We start from the raw sequence: 17,383 nt of genomic DNA, 5'->3' as shown, positions 1-17,383 counted from the left end.
CACACATCAGCATGCCTGCCGGCTTTTTGTGAATAAATACTTTTATTGGCATACGATGACTGCTTTTGCAGTTCAGGTAAATTTGAATATTTGCAATGATGTAACCCATTCCTTTCTATTATTTACCAACTTTTTTATTTGCTCAAATCAATCCCATGAAGTGGAATAATGAACCCGGAAACTGGTCAGGTAATGAAGAGAAACTCAGCTGTACCATTGAACCCGATACCGACTATTGGCGGATCACACACTATGGTTTTATCCGTGATAATGGTCCTTTTTACTATAAAGAAATTACAGGGGATTTTGAAGCCAGTGTAAAGATCAGCGGACAGTATAAAGAACTGTTTCATCAGGCTGGTTTAATGATACGTATTGACGAAAAGAACTGGATTAAAACCGGGATTGAATATGTCGATGGCGTGCAGAATGTAAGCGCTGTTGTTACCCGTGAAGTATCTGACTGGTCTGTTGTACCGCGGCATGATAGCCCGGCTGCTATCTGGCTTACATTACTAAGAAAAGGCGACTATGTGGAAATAAAATACTCTTTTGACGGGGTGCAATACGAAATGCTGCGACTCGCGTATTTTCCCCCTGATGTAGCAGCAGGTATTGGTGTAGTGGCAGCGGCTCCGGGTAAGGAATCGTTTGAGGTGGTATTTGAAGATTTTCAGGTAAAAGAAATCAGGAGTTGATAAATAAAAAGGGCTGTGTTCGAAGAACCAGCCCTTTTCTGTTGTTGTCGTTTAATGATCAACCTGAGATAACTGCCCGCTATATTACTATAACAGGCAGATTATACAAGGCAACCACTGTCTTTTAATGATTATTGGTTTTTATTATTGTCAATAGCCTGACGGAACATATTTCTTTCCTGTTCAGGAATGTTCTGTCCATATTTTTCCAGATAGGTATTAGCTGCAGATGCGTAGTTAGACCAATCCTGTTTATTGAAAGTATAGACTGTTTTTGCGCGTAGATAGATTTCTTCACCCGGATCGCCGTAAGGTTTGATGCTATTGGCAATAGCTGACCAGTCAGGGTCTGTGCTCTTCTGCAATACAGGGTCGATAACGTCTTTAAACACGATATTCATGAGCTTCACGGTAACTGGTCTTTTCTCTAACTGAGAATTACTGGATTGCAATTGTTGCTGTAATACGGCAAAGCCTTTGTCTTTTGTACTGTTGGTGAACTGAAGGATCAGATCCAGCTGTTCAGGGGAATAAGGGGCCTGTAATGAAGCGATATAAGCACTGCCGGCCAGATTAGCACCTGTTTTGTCACCCGCCTGTTTTGCCATCATGGCCAGGTTGAACAGGAATGACACATCCCGGCGGCCACCTACATATTCCTGCAGCATTTTGCTATATGCAACTACCGGATCAGTCAGATCTGCATTCATGGCAGTTACCTGTGGCACAGTACCCAGATCCGGGTTTAGTGACGCATGAATATTGCGCATCTGTTCAAATGGGATCTTCACTACCTCACGGTCATAGGTTAACAGACCATTCTGCTCACCTTCCACATCAAAAGGCTGTGTATAGATAGAGCCGGATAATCCATCTGCTTCCAGCAATTTCAGGTGCTGATTCATGATGGTATATTTGGCTGCCAGTGCTGCTGGTTTTTCCTGTATATATCCCCATGCGCTGCCAGTATTCCACTGGTGCTCAGGAATAAATACACCGATACCGCCGAATTCACCCAATACCCTTGCCTTGCCCGGTTCTGCAGGTGCATTCATCGGGTCAGGATAGGAGTGTACATCGGTCATATCTGCACTTACCCATGCATTAGGAGAGGGGCTGCGCAGTTGTTCATTCACATACAGCATTTCGCCGGAGTGACCGTTTACGATACGGGAAGGATCTGCACTTTTCACCCATTCAGTGATGCGCTGCTGATCATAAGCACCCCATTTTTCGTTAAAGATCACCCATGTAGTGATAGAGGGATAGTTGTGCAGTTGCTCCAGCGTTTCTTTGGTTTCTTTTTCATATTCCGCTTTAGCACCTTCCGGTAATCCCTGATTAGGATTCACGAAGTCCTGCCACACCAGCATACCCAGTTTATCAGTATGATAATACCAGCGTGCCGGTTCTACTTTGATATGTTTACGGATGGTGTTAAAGCCCATCGCTTTAATAGCTTCGATATCGAATTTCAGGGCATTGTCTGTAGGAGCGGTATAGAGTCCGTCCGGCCAGAAACCCTGATCCAGTGTACCAAGATTGAAGTAAGGTTTGTTATTCAGGAAGATACGGTCCACACCTTTTTCATCTTTCTGGATAGCAATTTTACGCATACCGAAGTAGCTTTTTACTTCGTCTACTGTCTTGTTTCCTTTGCTCAGTTTCACTGTAAGATCATACAGGAAAGGGCTGGCAGGAGACCAGAGTTTTGCGTTCTTTACAGGCAGTTTTAGCAGGCTGCCTGCTTTACCTTTTATTTTACTGACTTCGGTGCCATTATCACTGGCGATCAGTTCTACATTAGTACCTGCCGGCGCATTTACACTCACATTCAGCACGTTTTTGTCTACGTCAGGAGTGAGTGTTAAGTCTGCGATATAGGCAGCAGGCACAGTTTCCACCCATACAGTCTGCCAGATACCGGAAGAAGGGGTATAATAGATATTAGCGGGGTTCAGGACCTGTTTACCATGCGGGCCAACGCCTTCACTGGTAGGATCATATACCTTGACAATAATTTCGTTTTCTCCGTCTTTGAGTGCAGCAGTAATATCCTGAGAGAAGGACTGATAACCACCAGCGTGTGTACCTGTTTCTTTACCGTTTACATAGACAGTGGCCTGCCAGTCAACGGCGCCAAAATGTAATAAGACATGTTCTCCATCTTTGAGTGGTGCCTGCACAAAGTGCGTTTATACCAAAGATGCTGCGTAGGCAGCAGTGGCTTTTTTACACCTGACAGGGCCGATTCGATAGGAAATGGCACAAGTATCTGATCGCCAAAAGCGGAAGGCATAGCGGCGTCTTTTGGGGTAATGGTGTATTGCCACAGGCCATTGAGGTTTTGCCAGTTCTCACGCACCATCTGTGGACGGGGATACTCCGGAAGGGCATTGGTTGGGGAGACTTCCTGTGCCCAACGGGTTTTGATTGTAGCGGACTGTGCTTTCCAGCCGGTCTGCGCCATAACGCCCTGACCAAGCGCGACACTTAAGAAACATACACTAGCAGTCTTAATCAGATTCATTGCTGTAATTGATTGGTTGTTAATTGATTTTAGTTGTTGTGGAATCTCGCTTCCGCCCTCAGTGTAATCGATTACGCTGCGTTAGATAAAAGATCATCGTTGAGGTATAACATTAATAAGTATTTATTGCTGAAATAGTAACGTGCGAATTCGTTGTCCTGCCTGCGGATGCGATTGTTTGGTTTTAACTTTTCTGGTCTTTCGAGTGACAAAGATACTGAAAATTTGATGAAAACGATTGATAATCACTCAATTTTAATCACGGGGCTCCTTTTGCTTACCCCATTTTTATTGAGGGATTCAATCGTAAAATAATAGGTGATTTGTTTATCAAGTGCTTTTAGGTAGTACTCACTGGCATCATATACCATAATGCTATTATATAACTTGTCAGGGGCAATACCATAGTAGATGTTATAAGCATAGGCATCATCAGCAGGAAACCATTTCAGCCATGCATTTCGCTTGTCTGATTGCTGACGTAAGACCATAAATTGCTTAACATCTGCAGGCGTAGTACCATTTCCTTTACCGAATACCCTTAGTCCGCTGATAGCAAATTTTCCATTCGCCATATGAATATTCTCCAGTTTGATATACCGGGTTTTAACAGGCTTTGTGAATTCAACATAGTCATGTGGTACATCTTTCCTGTTCCGGCTTTTGTCGTGTAACAACTGCCAGTTTTTCCCATCTGTAGAATGCCATAAACGATATTGATGATAGATGTCGGTCCGTTTGCCCAGAATGTCTGCATCCTGATCCGCATAATTGATCTGTATGGCGTGGACAGTCGCAATTTCTCCGAGGTCTGTCTGTATCCATTCACCGGCATTGGCAGTCGCGGCACACCAATATGTTTTAATGTTTTCGTCCACTGCATTATTCGCAGCAAAAGCACCATACGTGGAAGAGACAGATACCGGGTGTTGATAATTTAGCAGCATCCAGCCGGTAAACTGTCCGCTTTTCTGTTCTCCCGGAAGATAATGTGGATAATCGCCGAAGGCGGTATTACAATAGAGTATATCATCTTTATCAAATCCGGCAGGCCATATCCCGATCCGTCTTTCGAAGTTATTCTTCACATTCACTACATGGTTGACACATGCCACCAATTATTGTTTTATCCTGAAAAGTAGCACCGTGTCCTGCTCCCGTGCAAATCCACCCGGTTTATAACTGAAAGGGTTGTGTGATTGATAAGTAAAAGGTCCCAGTGGATGGTCACTGATGTATACGCCATCTGCATAACCGCTGAATTCAGTGCCGGAGCGCCATATTGCAGGTAGTACTTACCATTGTGTTTGTTCATCCATGCACCTTCCATAAAGGGACATGAAATTATTGTCATTATATTCTCCGAAACGTTCCCATCCATGTTCGTCATCATGCAGTTTAATAAGATCATGGCGTGCTCCGATCGGTTGAAGGGCATGCCGGTCTACTTCCTGACCATAAAGTGGATAGGTATTGCTTGAACCATGATAGAGATACAGGCGATTATCATCGTCCAGAAAAAGGCAGGGTCCCATGCGCCGGCACGGAATGAATCTACGGCTTCTGTCCAGTTATCCGTCCGGGGATGCGTACTCATCCAGATAGGGAAATTCTTTTCATAGGTCGATCCGATGACCAGTAGTGTATCTCCAAAACAAAGACCGCAGGCGCACATAATTCATCATAGACTTTGTGCCAGGGTTTGAGGAACTTCCGGGGCACGAAATGCCAGTCAGATAGATCACTGCTCCACCAATATCCCCATTGGTTGGTGGAAAACAGGTAATAATCACCTTTGAATAAAGTAATGACAGGATCTGCAGTCGCCCGGTGCCGCCCGGCTTCAGAAAAGTTGGGAATAGGCGTAAAACCATAGTCAATATTGATGGGGTTGCAGTAGGTATGTTGTTGGGCATGTACTGTAGTGAAGAGGCAAAGCAGGGAAATGAGGTATATTGTGTTTTTCATAACCAGCCCTTTTGATACAGTAATAAAATTAAGAAAAATGGTGCCACGTGGTAAGATTGATTTCCGCTCTGATCTTTATTTGATATTAGTTATCCTACGTTCATCCTACGTTCATGAACGTAGGATGAACGTAGGATAACTAATATCAAAGCGGCATCTGTATGATCCTGAAATAGGTTTACACCTTAAAAAGTGTAAAACATGCAAAATTCAAACAATGAGGGACGTAAGGGTCGTCTAGGAATGCAATTTCAATATGAGCAGTCATTCATGAATAAAGTTGTAGCCGAATATATGGCTGGGGACCAAAGCATGAGCCAGGTGGCTGCTCGTTATAAGATTACAAAATCACAAGTAGCTTATTGGTACTCCCTTTTTTCTTCCGAACTTAGGCAAACTACTTTGGAAAAACCTATAAAAGGTACCGCTATGACAGAACAGGAAAAAAAGAATTTGAGGCCTTAAAAAAGCAAAATGAAGAGCTGCGTAGAAAGCTGGATCATGCCAATATGAAGGCATTTGCTTTTCAGACAATGATTGAAGTGGCTGAAGATCAATTTAATATTGAGATCCAAAAAAAGCCTGGTACCAAACCGTCTGCAGAGTAAAGGAACATTATCCTGATAAACATTTGGGTAATATTTGCGGACTGTTTGGTAAAAGCAGACAAGCTTTTTATAAGCAAAAAATATTAATCATCAATCTGCTCTTGAAATGGCTATCGTTCTTGAAAAAGCGGTACAAATCAGAGCTTCACAAAACAATTGGGTACTAAAAAACTGCATCGAATATTATCACAAACTCTTCAACATCATAAAATCAAATTAGGTAGGGATCGTTTTTTTAATCTGTTGGCTGAAAATGGAATGCTCCTCCGTAAAAGAAAACGAAAAAAAGTACAGACTACTGATTCTAATCATCCCTTCAAAAAGTACCCAAATCTGATTAAAGAGTTGAATCTGGACCGGGCCAACCAGGTATGGGTCAGTGATATCACGTATCTACGTTTGGTGGGTTCCAAGTTCTGTTATTTGAGCCTGATAACGGATGCTTATTCAAGAAAATAGTTGGTCATTGCCTGCATTTATCACTGGCTGCCGAAGGGCCTGCTGAAGCTTTGAAAATGGCTTTGGCGTCCATAAACACGCCTGGAAATCATAGCCTGATTCATCACTCTGACAGGGGTTCTCAGTATTGTAGTAATGGCTATATTAAGCTACTTCATGATAGTAAAATAAAAGTTAGTATGGCCGAAAAAGGTAATCCTTATGAAAATGCTATTGCTGAGCGTGTAAATGGTATATTAAAGACAGAATTTGCCCTGGACAGGTTATTTAAAAACTATGAGACTGTGGTAGCTGTGGTAGCAGAGTCTATCCATATCTACAATGACCAGAGGCCTCATACCAGTTGTGATTACCTGACTCCAAATCAGGCACATGCAAAACAAGGAGAATTAGTGAGAAGATGGCGAAATAAAAAAAAAGAGTCCCGAATCAGGATTAACAGTTGATACTGTAAACCAGATCCAGGACTAAAATCAGCAAAAAAACTTTTCCAGGATTATATTTTAATATTGTAAAATTCAAACGGATTATCTCACCCAAACCGTAAACCTATATCAGGACAAGACAATCAAACTAATAGCGCTATATAAAAAAAGGTGTATCGGGATTGACACGATACACCTTTTTGGGGATGCCGCTGACATCCACTCCGGAAGACAGGGGTTAAACAACAGGGGTGAAAGGACGGCTGAACTCTTTTACGAAAGCGTCTTTGCTTTGCTTTTTCTCCGATGGATCGTAAATAGCAAAAACCACTCTTTTGAAGGCATGTCTGAAAGCTTCATTATGCAACAGATGATGGGCAAACCATGCAGCCACATCTGTCGTTTTGTTTCTAAATACACCACAGCCCCAGGCGCCAAGGATCAGGGTGCTTTGTTTATTCATAACTGCGACAGACAACAGCTTCTCAATCCGTTCCAGCATCACTGCTTCTATGCGGTGTGCATTATTCGGCTGATTTTCAATCAGCGCGCCCCGGTTGACAGCCGGAGAAGTAATAATTGACACATGATAGGGCTGTTCAATCAGCTGATCATTATCATCTCTGAATACGGGTACCAGGGGGGAATAGATCATATGATCCGAATACAACAGATTGCCTTCTGCGCGATTGAAGTAATACATAGCAGGTTTGGCTTTCAGAGATGCATACAATCCGCTTGCCCTTGCCAGACTCTCTTCCTGTGCTTGTGCGCCACCCAGAAAACCGCCGCCCGGATTCTTCGCAGAAGCGAAATTCAGGCAACACACGTCTTCTTCTCCTTCCTGTTGTATCAGTCTGGCCGCAGCGCCAAAAGTCGTTTCGGCTGTTACTTCAAATGTGCAGGTGTCCGCAACCGGTGTCTGCAACAGTTTGTCTCTCGCAATCAGCACATTTTCAAAATCATCGGGGGTATAATGAATGGTGTTATCCACTGTGTATTGCAGTGCCGCACTGATATCTACCAGCTCTTTCTCAGGGTTGCTATACCGACCCGTGTTTAAAATATCCACGGTCTCATAAGCGATCGCCACTCTTTCATTTTTGTTCATAGTGGGTTAATTTTACTTTGCGTTAATTCGACACAAAGAGAAATCTTTTTCCTGAAACAGACAAATTATTTTTCGTGAAAGGTGTAATTTTCAGCCGCTAACCTTACCCTATACTGCAATATGAGCCGCACATTCGTCGTAGGAGATATTCATGGTTGTTATGATGAACTGATACAACTGACTGATCTGATGGGATTACAGTCAGAGGACCTGTTACTCTCCGTAGGAGATATTGTGGATCGTGGGGGAAAATCCCGCGAGGTATATGAATACTTTAGGAACAGACCAAACAGTAAAGTGCTGATGGGCAACCATGAACGCAAACACCTGAACGGGGTGTTGAGTTATGCACAGGAAATCGTGAAACTGCAATTCGGAGATACATACACTGCATTTCTGGAATGGTGTGCTACACTGGCGTATTTTCATGAGACACCCGAAGCTATTATCGTACATGCCGCATTTGAACATAATATCCCTTTGGCCGCCCAGCGGGAAGAGGTCTTATGTGGATCTACCGCCGGAGATCGTTATCTGGAGAAGAAATATGGGGAAGCGCCGGAGTGGGTCAACCGCTATCAGGGTAATAAACCATTGATTTATGGTCATCATGTGACAGGCGCATTACCTGAAATAAAGAACAACACATGGGGGATTGATACCGGAGCCTGTCATGCGGGTTATCTTACTGCAATAGAATTGCCGGGGTTCATCATGCATCAGGTGAAAGTGGAGCGCGATTACTGGGAAGAAGAACAGGCCATCTGGCAGATACCGGTATTAAAGTCGAAGGATTGGGAAAACATGACCTTTGAAAACATACAGAAACAACTGGATAAACTGGCTTATATAGAGGTACCGGAAGTGAAAGAGTATTTGTCCGCCATTGCGGAATGGTCTGCCGGTTTATCAGCGACGTATCCGGCGTTAATAACAGCTATAGATGCATTCGTGACACAGTTGACTGATACACACGGCGGGCAGTTCTCAGTTGTAGCCAATCAGTATGTATTCAAAACATACCTGTTCAAAAGCAGGGCAGGTAATCTGAACATTGCTGATCTGGAAAAGAGTCTGAATACGCCGGCTAAGATAACAGCATTGGCAGCTGCTCTTGGAATGTCATTATCAGACAATAAGTAATAGAGCGATGTTTTTTGTTTTTAAACAAATTTGCCATAATTTCAGTTTGTGGGATCATAATCACAACGACTCAGAATAATCTATACTATACTCAAAATCGACCTCAAGGGAATTAATCAAATCAACTCTCATTTGAACTGACGATGTAACCGCACTGCGGTGCTTCGTGTTTTTTGCTGTGGAATTCAATAACTGGTAAAAATAATCTTATTGTTTCAGGTTGCCGGGCTGATATGCCCGGGCATGTTTGCTATTGCCCATAGTATTCCTCGAAAGATCATCATAAACCACGACTCATGCAAAACGAAACATTTACCGTTGCGGATTATTTATTAACCCGGCTTAGACAATTGAATGTTACAGAAGTTTTCCAGATCCCCGGCGATTATGTAAAGCACTTCACACAAACATTAGAGCATTTCCCCGGTGTGAATGCCGTGGGGGCAATCAACGAACTGGATGCTGCGTATGCCGCGGATGCATACGGCCGTACCCGCGGACTGGCAGCTGTATCCCTGCAATATGGAGTAAGTACCTTTATTGCATTGAACGCAATCGGTGGCGCCTATGTAGAGCGGAGCCCTGTTGTGGTTATTTCTGCAACACCCGGAGCAGATGCCAGACAGATCACAAAGATGTATGACGTTTTGTATCATCACTCAACCGGCAATCTTGCTGCTGATCAGGAAGTATACGGTCAGGTAACGGTTGCTTCAGAAACGCTGAGCACTTCTGCAGGTGCAGGAGAAAAGATTGATCGTCTGATAGTGGCTGCTCTGACTTATAAGCGGCCGGTATTTATTGAGTGTTACAAAGAAGTATGGGGAGAACCTTGCGTACGTCCCTCAGAAACACCACTGGAAGCGATCAGATTTGAAAGTGAACCACTGGCACTGGAGAATGCAGTCAGTACTGCATGGGCACAGCTGACAGCTGCACAGAAGCCATTGATCTTTGCAGGCGTAGAAGTATTACGCCACGGACTTTCACCGCTTTTACAGGAACTGATTGACGTCAGCGGTTATCTCTACACCACGACCAGTCTGGGTAAAACAGTGCTGGATGAAGGTGGTGAGAAATTTATCGGTACTTATTCAGATCAGGCTTCCATTGAAAGTGTACGCAATCTGGTGGCAGAGTCAGATTGTTTCCTGACACTGGGCACTATTATCACAGACGACTATCTGTGGTTTATAGAGAATAAGTATGCGGATATGGTACTGGCTACTACTGAACTGGTAAGAGTGGGTTACTTTATTTATGAAGAGGTGACCATGGAAGATTTCATGCGTGCACTGATCGAACGTTTTAAAGCACATGGAGCCCCTTATCCGCTGGATGTAATAGCGCCGCCTCCACCGCGTTATCCGGAACCATGGATCTCTAATTCAGATCCTGTTTTTGATGCAACTCCTGAAGTACTCACCTACAACCGTTTCTTCCAGCACACTATGAAATTCCTGCATGAGGGGAATATGCTGCAGGATATCGTCTGGACATTTGGTATCAGTTCCGCGATGTATGTTGCCACTAATGCTTATGGATTACCGCAAAACAGTTTCCTCTCCTCCGCAGCATGGCAGATCATCGGTTATGAAACCGGTGCAACCACCGGGGCACAGCTGGGCAGTGGTAAAAGGTCATGGGCTGTGGCAGGTGATGGCGGCTTTATGACGGTATGCCAGTCATTATCCACATTGGCAAGAAACAATCTCAATGCAGTCATATTTGTAATGAGCAATGCGGTATATGCTATCGAACAGGTATACGTGAATATGGATGCGTTTAAACCCGGTCCGGAACACAAATTCGATACGTTCGATCTCTTGCCTAAATGGGATTATCTCGCGCTTGCACAGGCCTTTGGTGCACAAGGCTTCCGGGTTACTACCGTAAAAGAACTGGAAGATCTGCTCCCTGTCATCGCCGGAATACAGAATCAGCCTGCACTGGTAGAAGTCGTTATTCCTCAGAAAGACCTGCCGGGACAGATGCGTCGTCTTGGCCTCGAACCTTAAAAAATCTATCTCACATTTCCTCACCTTCAAATCACCACACAAAATGGCTAAAACATATTCAATTTTTGGCGCCGGAGCAGCAGGGCTTTATACTGCCTGGCGATTGCTGAACGGTAAAGTCAGAGATACCGGTGCAAAGGCAAAACAACTGACTGCCGGCGATACACTGGATCTTATCGACTTCGGGCATTATGCCTTTAATGACAAAAATAAAGGTACACGTGAACCCGGTGCACGCGTATGTACATGGCATTATAAAAACGATCCGGATAATTCTTATCTGGAAGTAGGTGGTATGCGTTACTCATACTGGAATGGGGATAATGACGGCAAAGCGGGTGGACACCGGCTGGTAACCACCGTAATTAAAAAGCTTGGATTGGATAAATACGCGGTGCCTTTTAATGAATCCACTAATCCGCTGTATTACCTGCGTACAAAGAATATGTATCTGAACCAGATTTCTTCGAATAACCCGGCACCTTATAATGTGGATAACTATGGTGCAGCGGCTTCTCCTGATACCGGTTTTAATATTGTGGAAAACCTGGCAGTTACCGCTCATTCTGGTCCGCAGACGAGAGCCGAATGGTGTAACTTCTATGCCAACGGTGTGATTAAAGTCAATATGCCGGATAGTTCTGCCTTTAAAAAAGGAGATAAGCTGAGCGATATAGGTTACTGGAACTTGATGTTTGATCAGCTGGGAACAGAGGGTTTTAATTATACATCAGATGGAAACGGGTATAGCTCTAACGTGATCAACTGGAACTCGGCAGTTGCCTTTCAGGCGAATAATGAGTTTACACCGGGTACGGAGTACAAGACCTTGACAAAGGGGTATTCTTACATGTTTACAGCCCTGTTTAACGCCATTGAGGATCTGGCGAAGGAAAAGGGTGTAAAACTGAATTACAAGCATAATACGCGTCTGCATTCCATTTTACAGATAGGTAATAAGATCAGGTATACGACGGCTTCCCGAGAAAACCCCAACAAAAAGAACGGCACCTTTGAAACGGATGCGGCATGGATGGCGATGTCCCGTGCACCGATTGAAAAAGTAGCACAGGCAACGCGTTACGAAGATCTGGAAGGTGCAGTAGATGTGTTGAACACCTCTAAAGTACAGCTCTATCTGGAATCGGCTATTTTACAGCCATCCTACAAAATAGGTATGTTCTTCCATGAGCCATGGTGGGCGGATAATGCAAAGACGCCGCCGACCTATCCTGCACAGATCAATGGTTATGAAATCACACAGGATGTGATTGAGCAGTTGAGAAAAGCGGGTTTTCCGGAACAATACCTGACGGATATTAAAAAGGACACCAATATTTTTGAAACACCATTTGCTTCTACTGATACTTTTGTGAAGACAGTGGAACTGGCGATTAACGAAAGGTTGACAGTAGAGCAGGAAAAACAATTGCTGCTGGCTGCACATCGCAATACGATCGGCCCAAGCGTGACAGATATGCCTATTCGTCAGGTTGTTTATTTCGGGGATAATGCCCTGAATAAGGAAGCGAAGAAAGTGTATGGTCTGCTGGCCGCTTATGACGATGAAATGTATGCCAGCTTCTGGAAGGAGCTGGAGCTGGGACCTGACCGGCAACGTGTGATACCTTTTTCTGAAGATTATCAGACATTGGACGGACCAAGAGAACCATCGAAAGCAATGGTCAAAATGCTGCGTGCACAGCTGGCGGCCGTGCATTTTGGTCCGCAGTCAGATTATACATTTGTTCCTGAACCGCTGGAAACAAGGTTTATGGACTGGTCTTTACCGCCATTCAATGCCGGTTACCATGCGTGGGCAGCACATTATGATGTATGTGATGTACAGCAGAAGATCAGGAAGCCATCATCACTCAATCCGGGTCAGGATGCGAATATCTTCATCGTAGGAGAGGCGTATTCCAATGATCAGGCATGGGTGGAAGGCGCTTATTGTACGGCGGAATCGGTGTTGAATGACTTTTTTGGCATAGAACCACTGATCGATGATGCAGAATATCCGTTCATCTGTCCGTGTGGAAAACCAGAAAAAGAAAAGGAAAAGAAAAGTAGTAAAAACGTGGAGGCAGCTGAGATTGCCTAAGATAACCGGTGCTGTTTAAACGGCACGGCTTCCGTTGGTAGTTAAAAAAACAGGTGTTGTATCAGCTTTATCGATACAACACCTGTTTCTGTTTGAGCATATGTTATTTAGGCGCGACTACGCTTTTTGCATCTGCCAGTTTTAGTGAGAATCGGGTAATGGAGTCATTGATCCCCACATATTTCTCCTTCAGGAATTCTTTTCTTTTGCGATCGAGATTCTCCATGGTCAGGGAGTCCGTGATATTGGTCAGGCTCTCTTTATACCGGTTAAACCGTTCGTGTTGTGCCGGGTTGTGTTCTCCGTCAATATACTTCTGTAAGGTATCCAGATAGCTGTTTTGTCTGGTTTTTACTTCTCCGGCCAGAGGACCGTCTATATTACGGGAAAGGCTGTCGGAAAGCAATTTGGCTTTCTGGGCGGTAGCCAGAATGTTTACAACAGTATCTTTACTCTTGATCAGGGCTGCCTGATCAGAAATCACGTTATTCTTATAGGAAGTCGTCATGAAAGTAAAGATGCCGACGGTCACTGTCATGATAAAGCAAACCAGCATATAGCGGTTGATCATCTTGATAATATTGGGATTAACGTTGGGTAGGGGCACCAGACTACTGATCAGTTTATATGCCAGATACATCAACAAAAAGCCAAATCCGGACAGTCCGGTTCCTAATATCTGTACGATATCTAAATTATCCATTGGTATAGGTTTGAAATTCAATTCCGGGTCAAATATAGAATATTTGGAATGTATTATTCAACACTCTGTCAGGAGTGAGTATAAAAAGAAACAGCCCGAAAACGGGCCGTAATTTGTTTTTTCTCATTTATTACCGTCCTACTTTTTCTGCTTGTTGATTTTCTGAATGATTTTTTTTCCGGGATAGCTGGCGTTGAACATGGAGAATGTATAGTCAGCTGCAAACTTTGGATTGGTATCACCCGGAATAGGCGCAATCTGCGTGAACCGGTGGCAGCCGGTACAGGTTTGCGACTGGATGTACGTTTCCATCGTGGTATTTGCAACTGGCTGGTCTTTCGGCGATGGCGCCATGGCTATTGGGTGTAAAGGCTGGATCTGTGGTTTCTCCGGAATGCCTGGAGGTGGGTTTTTGGTAGACCACAACACATTTACCAGATGGTAGTGTGACCATATAGATCCCGCATAGTTTTTTTCGATATACGCATGCAGTGTTTTGTTAGCTGCTTTTGCGAATGAATCTATGGGGAACTGCCTTTTCACCTGAATAGGAACGGGGCCCATGCCGCTGCAGAGATAGTAGGGCGGTGCCTGATTAGGCAATGAGGAGAAGGTAACCGTAGTGTCTATATTATTACAGCCACTGGTTACTTTGACGGTTGGTGGTTTATAATTGGGACTATAGAAATTGTACGAGATAGAAGTGGTATCTGTCTGGTTCATATCCGGCGCATTGGCTTCATGTTCAAAAGTTGTCCACACCCATTGTGGCTGGGAGGTGGTTTTCTGCAGGATATGTAGTCCGACAAGTGCTACAAGGGCATAACGGTAAGTACCGGTTTTTATATCTTCTACGACTGCTTTGGATAATTTATAGGTTTTCCATTTAGGATTATCCGGATCAGTCACTTCCAGCCATGCAGATTTCACTTCTACAGCACCTGTAGGGCCATTATATGCACCGGAGGGGAATACGATAGGTACGCCTTTATTCACAGCTTCATGCTGCTTATAGGCGTCGTAGAATTTATTGTTGACGATATAGTTATACTCATCCTGATTGAAATGGATAGCGTACCATACATTGGTTCCATTCTGGGCACCCAGCCATGCAGGGCTGAACTGAGGTTGTGCTTCTTCCGTATTCATGCTGTCCAGAAACATAGGAAGGCCGTCGAATTTGCTGGTCATACTCAGGAGAAGCGTTGCTTCTTTCATACGTTCATCTTTGGCGAGTACATCTTTCGGCAGATTCAGATGTTCCCTTAACTGGGCCCATGCACGAGGAGCGGCGCCATCAGACGGATATAATTCTTCTGAAGTGATATAGTTTTCCCACTGTACAGGTGCGGTACTGCCGGGTTGACCGAAAAAGTCGCCTTGTGTGGGCCAGTTTAATGTGATGAATTCCCACCAACCGAAGCAGTCGGCATTTTGTTGAGTGGAAAACAATCCTGTTGGAAGGTCTCCCGGTACATTGCTATTGAACGGAATACTTACATTTTCGCTACATTGGCAGGAGCCTGCATCACCTCCTTCAGTTGTCTGTGTTTTCTTTTCTGTATTGTTTGCGCAGGAGAAATAAATAACAGCTGTAATGGGCATAATCAGCAGCCATATCTTTTTATTGAATATGTACTTCATTTTATAATGTGGGTTTGGTCGTGATGGTGTGGAAAAATGAGACAATAGTTTCACCTGCAGGCATCACTCCTGCGTATGAGTTCTTGTGATATGACACGTCAATACACTACGCTGGACTATTGTCGCGTGGATGTCAGATAAGGCTTACATTAAATACTAAGGATTTCAATTTTTGAATTGGTTGATGTAAATAGTTTATGGTCTTCTGAGTCGTTATTTGAGGTGCGGTCTGCAATTAAATATACAGATAATTCGGACAAGTAAATCAATTTACGCAGCTAAATATTTTAGAATGAGGTAGTTAGTATTATGGTGTTTTTTAAATTGTTGAGAAGATTATATATGTTGTCATGTTGTTCCGGAGTGATTTAACTTAGGGGTACATAATCAGGAATTTAGCGGAGTTAAATTTGTCACTATGAATGAGTTGGAAGTACTGAAGCAACATATATCAAAGCGGATGTCGCTGCCTGAAGAAGAACTGAATGCATTTGTCGCAGCGTTTACAGTGAAGCGTATTAAGAAGCGGCAGTTTATCATTCAGCCTGAGTTTATCGCCCGTGTCCGTACATTTATTATCAAAGGTGCTTTCCGCTCTTATGTGGTAGGCGCTGAGGGTACTGATCATACGATACAACTGGCGATAGATGACTGGTGGATCAGTGATTACAGCAGTTATATTTTTCAGAAGCCGGCTACCATGTTTGTGGTGGCGCTCGAAGACAGTATAGTGGCGCAGATAGAATATGAAGCCGAGCAACGTCTGAAGCGGGAATACCATGATATTGAAACCTTTTTCCGTATGGCTGCAGAAGGTCTCGCTGCTTATCACCAGCGAAGGATCATTGCCTCATTGACACGTACTGCTGAAGAAAGGTATAATGACTTTATAGCCGCGTATCCCGGTATGTTGGAGAAGGTACCACAGTATGCTATTGCTTCTTATCTGGGAGTGACTACACAGTTTATTTCTAAAATCCGTAACAAAAAAGCGGCATCGAAATCATAAAAGTTAATCAAGGTTAACCGTTTTTTTTAATCTGCTTGATTTTTGCCCTGCTGTTTCTGTGAGAGCTTTGTGACATAAAAAGCAAAACAATATGTCACAGAAGTTAAAAAATAAGGTAGCGGTAATTACGGGAGGAAACAGCGGTATTGGTTTAGGCGCGGCAAAGTTATTTGCGCAGGAAGGTGCAAAAGTGGTGATCACAGGTCGTGATGCGGAGACGATCAATAGCGCAGTGACTGAAATAGGAAATGGTGCAATGGGGTATGTCAGCGACGTCAGTGATATGAGTAGTTTCGTGTTGCTCTTTAAAGAGATACATGCTACACTGGGGAAAATAGATGTATTGATTGTTAATGCAGGGATCATGCTAACTGCACCAATTGCTGAGATGACAGAAGAGATATTTGACAAGGTGACGAATATCAACTATAAGGGCGCATTCTTCACCATAAAACATGCTGTGCCATACCTGAATGAGGGCGCTTCTATTGTTATTACAACGTCCACTGTATCTGACAAAGCTTTTGTAGAAGGTAGCGCATATGTCGCTTCCAAAGCAGCAAAACGAGCGCTGGTCAGAGTATTGGCGGCAGAACTGGCGCCGCAGAAAATAAGAGTGAATGCATTAGCACCGGGATTTATTGACACGCCTCTTTTGACAAAGTCTGGTTTTACACAAGCGTATAAAATACGGTGGGTGACTTTTTTGCAGGTGCGGTAGCGTTGAAACGTGGTGGTACGGTAGAAGAAATGGCAAAAGGGTTTTTATTTCTTGCGTCTGACGACTCGTCTTATATGACAGGAGGGGAGCTGCTGATGGATGGTGGTTACAGGGATCTGTAAGGCTTGTAATAGATAATTTTATTAATGGCAGGAATATTCCTGCCATTGACGTTTATAGCTGTTTCTTAGTTGCTACAAGCCATTTGTTCACATTTTGAGTCGCAAAGATTCGACTTAATG

Annotated in this window: 17 protein-coding genes; 9 read left to right on the top strand and 8 right to left on the bottom strand. The window is 43.7% G+C overall.

The features are described from left to right. Positions 1–155: 155 nt before the first annotated feature. Entirely contained in the window at positions 156–698 is a 543-nt protein-coding gene (locus FEF09_RS06755; RefSeq protein ID WP_146304415.1) for a DUF1349 domain-containing protein, read from the top strand. A gap of 131 nt (positions 699–829) precedes the next feature. Here FEF09_RS06755 and FEF09_RS06750 read toward each other — a convergent pair whose 3' ends face one another. The 5 genes from FEF09_RS06750 to FEF09_RS32780 form a co-directional block, all read right to left on the bottom strand. After that, positions 830–2,884 (bottom strand): glycoside hydrolase family 2 protein, encoded by a 2,055-nt coding sequence (locus tag FEF09_RS06750; protein ID WP_261387379.1) that lies wholly within the window; start codon positions 2,882–2,884, stop codon positions 830–832. Beyond that, positions 2,806–3,228 (bottom strand): hypothetical protein, encoded by a 423-nt coding sequence (locus FEF09_RS32795; protein ID WP_261387378.1) that lies wholly within the window; start codon positions 3,226–3,228, stop codon positions 2,806–2,808. The genes FEF09_RS06750 and FEF09_RS32795 overlap by 79 nt, the downstream gene beginning before the upstream one ends. Positions 3,229–3,473: 245 nt before the next feature. Further along, entirely contained in the window at positions 3,474–4,343 is an 870-nt protein-coding gene (locus FEF09_RS32790; protein WP_261387377.1) for a discoidin domain-containing protein, read from the bottom strand. Between the two features lie 180 nt (positions 4,344–4,523). After that, the gene (locus FEF09_RS32785; protein ID WP_261387376.1) at positions 4,524–4,763 is read right to left on the bottom strand and encodes a hypothetical protein; all 240 of its coding nucleotides are present in this window, start codon (positions 4,761–4,763) and stop codon (positions 4,524–4,526) included. A 58-nt stretch (positions 4,764–4,821) separates the two neighbouring features. Further along, positions 4,822–5,196 carry a hypothetical protein gene (locus FEF09_RS32780; protein ID WP_261387375.1) on the bottom strand — a complete coding sequence of 125 codons (375 nt, stop codon included), beginning with the start codon at positions 5,194–5,196 and terminating at the stop codon, positions 4,822–4,824. A 201-nt stretch (positions 5,197–5,397) separates the two neighbouring features. Here FEF09_RS32780 and FEF09_RS06740 point away from each other — a divergent pair, with 201 nt between their 5' ends. Next, positions 5,398–5,661, top strand: coding sequence for a hypothetical protein (locus FEF09_RS06740; RefSeq protein WP_146304414.1), 264 nt, complete (start codon positions 5,398–5,400; stop codon positions 5,659–5,661). Positions 5,662–6,313: 652 nt separating this feature from the next. Continuing rightward, positions 6,314–6,709: a transposase gene (locus FEF09_RS31385; RefSeq protein WP_409994847.1), complete on the top strand. Its 396-nt coding sequence runs from the start codon at positions 6,314–6,316 to the stop codon at positions 6,707–6,709. Positions 6,710–6,926: 217 nt separating this feature from the next. Here the strand turns inward: FEF09_RS31385 and FEF09_RS06730 are convergent, their stop codons facing one another. Beyond that, a complete protein-coding gene (locus tag FEF09_RS06730) occupies positions 6,927–7,799 on the bottom strand; it encodes a TIGR02452 family protein (RefSeq protein ID WP_146304412.1) in 873 nt (290 codons plus the stop codon). 120 nt (positions 7,800–7,919) lie between these two features. Between FEF09_RS06730 and FEF09_RS06725 the strand changes: the two genes are divergently transcribed. The 3 genes from FEF09_RS06725 (at position 7,920) to FEF09_RS06715 (ending at position 13,064) form a co-directional block, all read left to right on the top strand. Continuing rightward, positions 7,920–8,942: a metallophosphoesterase gene (locus FEF09_RS06725; RefSeq protein WP_146304411.1), complete on the top strand. Its 1,023-nt coding sequence runs from the start codon at positions 7,920–7,922 to the stop codon at positions 8,940–8,942. 296 nt (positions 8,943–9,238) lie between these two features. Beyond that, the gene (locus FEF09_RS06720; protein WP_146304410.1) at positions 9,239–10,960 is read left to right on the top strand and encodes an alpha-keto acid decarboxylase family protein; all 1,722 of its coding nucleotides are present in this window, start codon (positions 9,239–9,241) and stop codon (positions 10,958–10,960) included. A gap of 43 nt (positions 10,961–11,003) precedes the next feature. After that, positions 11,004–13,064, top strand: coding sequence for an FAD-dependent oxidoreductase (locus FEF09_RS06715; protein ID WP_146304409.1), 2,061 nt, complete (start codon positions 11,004–11,006; stop codon positions 13,062–13,064). A gap of 103 nt (positions 13,065–13,167) precedes the next feature. Here the strand turns inward: FEF09_RS06715 and FEF09_RS06710 are convergent, their stop codons facing one another. Both FEF09_RS06710 and FEF09_RS06705 read right to left on the bottom strand, forming a co-directional pair. Further along, positions 13,168–13,767 (bottom strand): hypothetical protein, encoded by a 600-nt coding sequence (locus FEF09_RS06710; RefSeq protein ID WP_146304408.1) that lies wholly within the window; start codon positions 13,765–13,767, stop codon positions 13,168–13,170. A gap of 138 nt (positions 13,768–13,905) precedes the next feature. Then, positions 13,906–15,411, bottom strand: coding sequence for a cytochrome c family protein (locus FEF09_RS06705; protein ID WP_146304407.1), 1,506 nt, complete (start codon positions 15,409–15,411; stop codon positions 13,906–13,908). A 418-nt stretch (positions 15,412–15,829) separates the two neighbouring features. Here FEF09_RS06705 and FEF09_RS06700 point away from each other — a divergent pair, with 418 nt between their 5' ends. From FEF09_RS06700 to FEF09_RS32775, 3 genes are all read left to right on the top strand, one after another. Next, complete coding sequence (locus tag FEF09_RS06700) at positions 15,830–16,420, top strand: Crp/Fnr family transcriptional regulator (RefSeq protein WP_146304406.1); 591 nt, start codon at positions 15,830–15,832, stop codon at positions 16,418–16,420. Positions 16,421–16,511: 91 nt separating this feature from the next. Next, positions 16,512–17,141, top strand: coding sequence for an SDR family NAD(P)-dependent oxidoreductase (locus tag FEF09_RS06695; protein ID WP_261387373.1), 630 nt, complete (start codon positions 16,512–16,514; stop codon positions 17,139–17,141). Next, positions 17,114–17,263: an SDR family oxidoreductase gene (locus FEF09_RS32775; RefSeq protein ID WP_261387372.1), complete on the top strand. Its 150-nt coding sequence runs from the start codon at positions 17,114–17,116 to the stop codon at positions 17,261–17,263. Before FEF09_RS06695 ends, FEF09_RS32775 begins: the two co-directional genes overlap by 28 nt. Positions 17,264–17,383 lie beyond the last annotated feature (120 nt).

The organism is Chitinophaga pinensis, assembly GCF_007896845.1.
GTDB classification, from domain to species: Bacteria; Bacteroidota; Bacteroidia; order Chitinophagales; family Chitinophagaceae; genus Chitinophaga; species Chitinophaga pinensis_C.
The sequence above is the reverse complement of the archived record's forward strand: the minus strand, read 5'-3'. Positions and strand labels throughout refer to the sequence as shown.

What these genes read in the sequence shown, in the direction of transcription:
- FEF09_RS06695 (WP_261387373.1), top strand. Translation starts at nt 16,512, where the DNA reads ATGTCACAGAAGTTAAAAAATAAGGTAGCGGTAATTACGGGAGGAAAC.
- FEF09_RS06710 (WP_146304408.1), bottom strand. Translation starts at nt 13,767, where the DNA reads ATGGATAATTTAGATATCGTACAGATATTAGGAACCGGACTGTCCGGA.
- FEF09_RS32795 (WP_261387378.1), bottom strand. Translation starts at nt 3,228, where the DNA reads ATGAATCTGATTAAGACTGCTAGTGTATGTTTCTTAAGTGTCGCGCTT.
- FEF09_RS06720 (WP_146304410.1), top strand. Translation starts at nt 9,239, where the DNA reads ATGCAAAACGAAACATTTACCGTTGCGGATTATTTATTAACCCGGCTT.
- FEF09_RS32780 (WP_261387375.1), bottom strand. Translation starts at nt 5,196, where the DNA reads ATGAAAAACACAATATACCTCATTTCCCTGCTTTGCCTCTTCACTACA.
- FEF09_RS06715 (WP_146304409.1), top strand. Translation starts at nt 11,004, where the DNA reads ATGGCTAAAACATATTCAATTTTTGGCGCCGGAGCAGCAGGGCTTTAT.
- FEF09_RS06700 (WP_146304406.1), top strand. Translation starts at nt 15,830, where the DNA reads ATGAATGAGTTGGAAGTACTGAAGCAACATATATCAAAGCGGATGTCG.
- FEF09_RS32785 (WP_261387376.1), bottom strand. Translation starts at nt 4,763, where the DNA reads ATGGGACCCTGCCTTTTTCTGGACGATGATAATCGCCTGTATCTCTAT.
- FEF09_RS06740 (WP_146304414.1), top strand. Translation starts at nt 5,398, where the DNA reads ATGCAAAATTCAAACAATGAGGGACGTAAGGGTCGTCTAGGAATGCAA.
- FEF09_RS06730 (WP_146304412.1), bottom strand. Translation starts at nt 7,799, where the DNA reads ATGAACAAAAATGAAAGAGTGGCGATCGCTTATGAGACCGTGGATATT.
- FEF09_RS06725 (WP_146304411.1), top strand. Translation starts at nt 7,920, where the DNA reads ATGAGCCGCACATTCGTCGTAGGAGATATTCATGGTTGTTATGATGAA.
- FEF09_RS06705 (WP_146304407.1), bottom strand. Translation starts at nt 15,411, where the DNA reads ATGAAGTACATATTCAATAAAAAGATATGGCTGCTGATTATGCCCATT.
- FEF09_RS06755 (WP_146304415.1), top strand. Translation starts at nt 156, where the DNA reads ATGAAGTGGAATAATGAACCCGGAAACTGGTCAGGTAATGAAGAGAAA.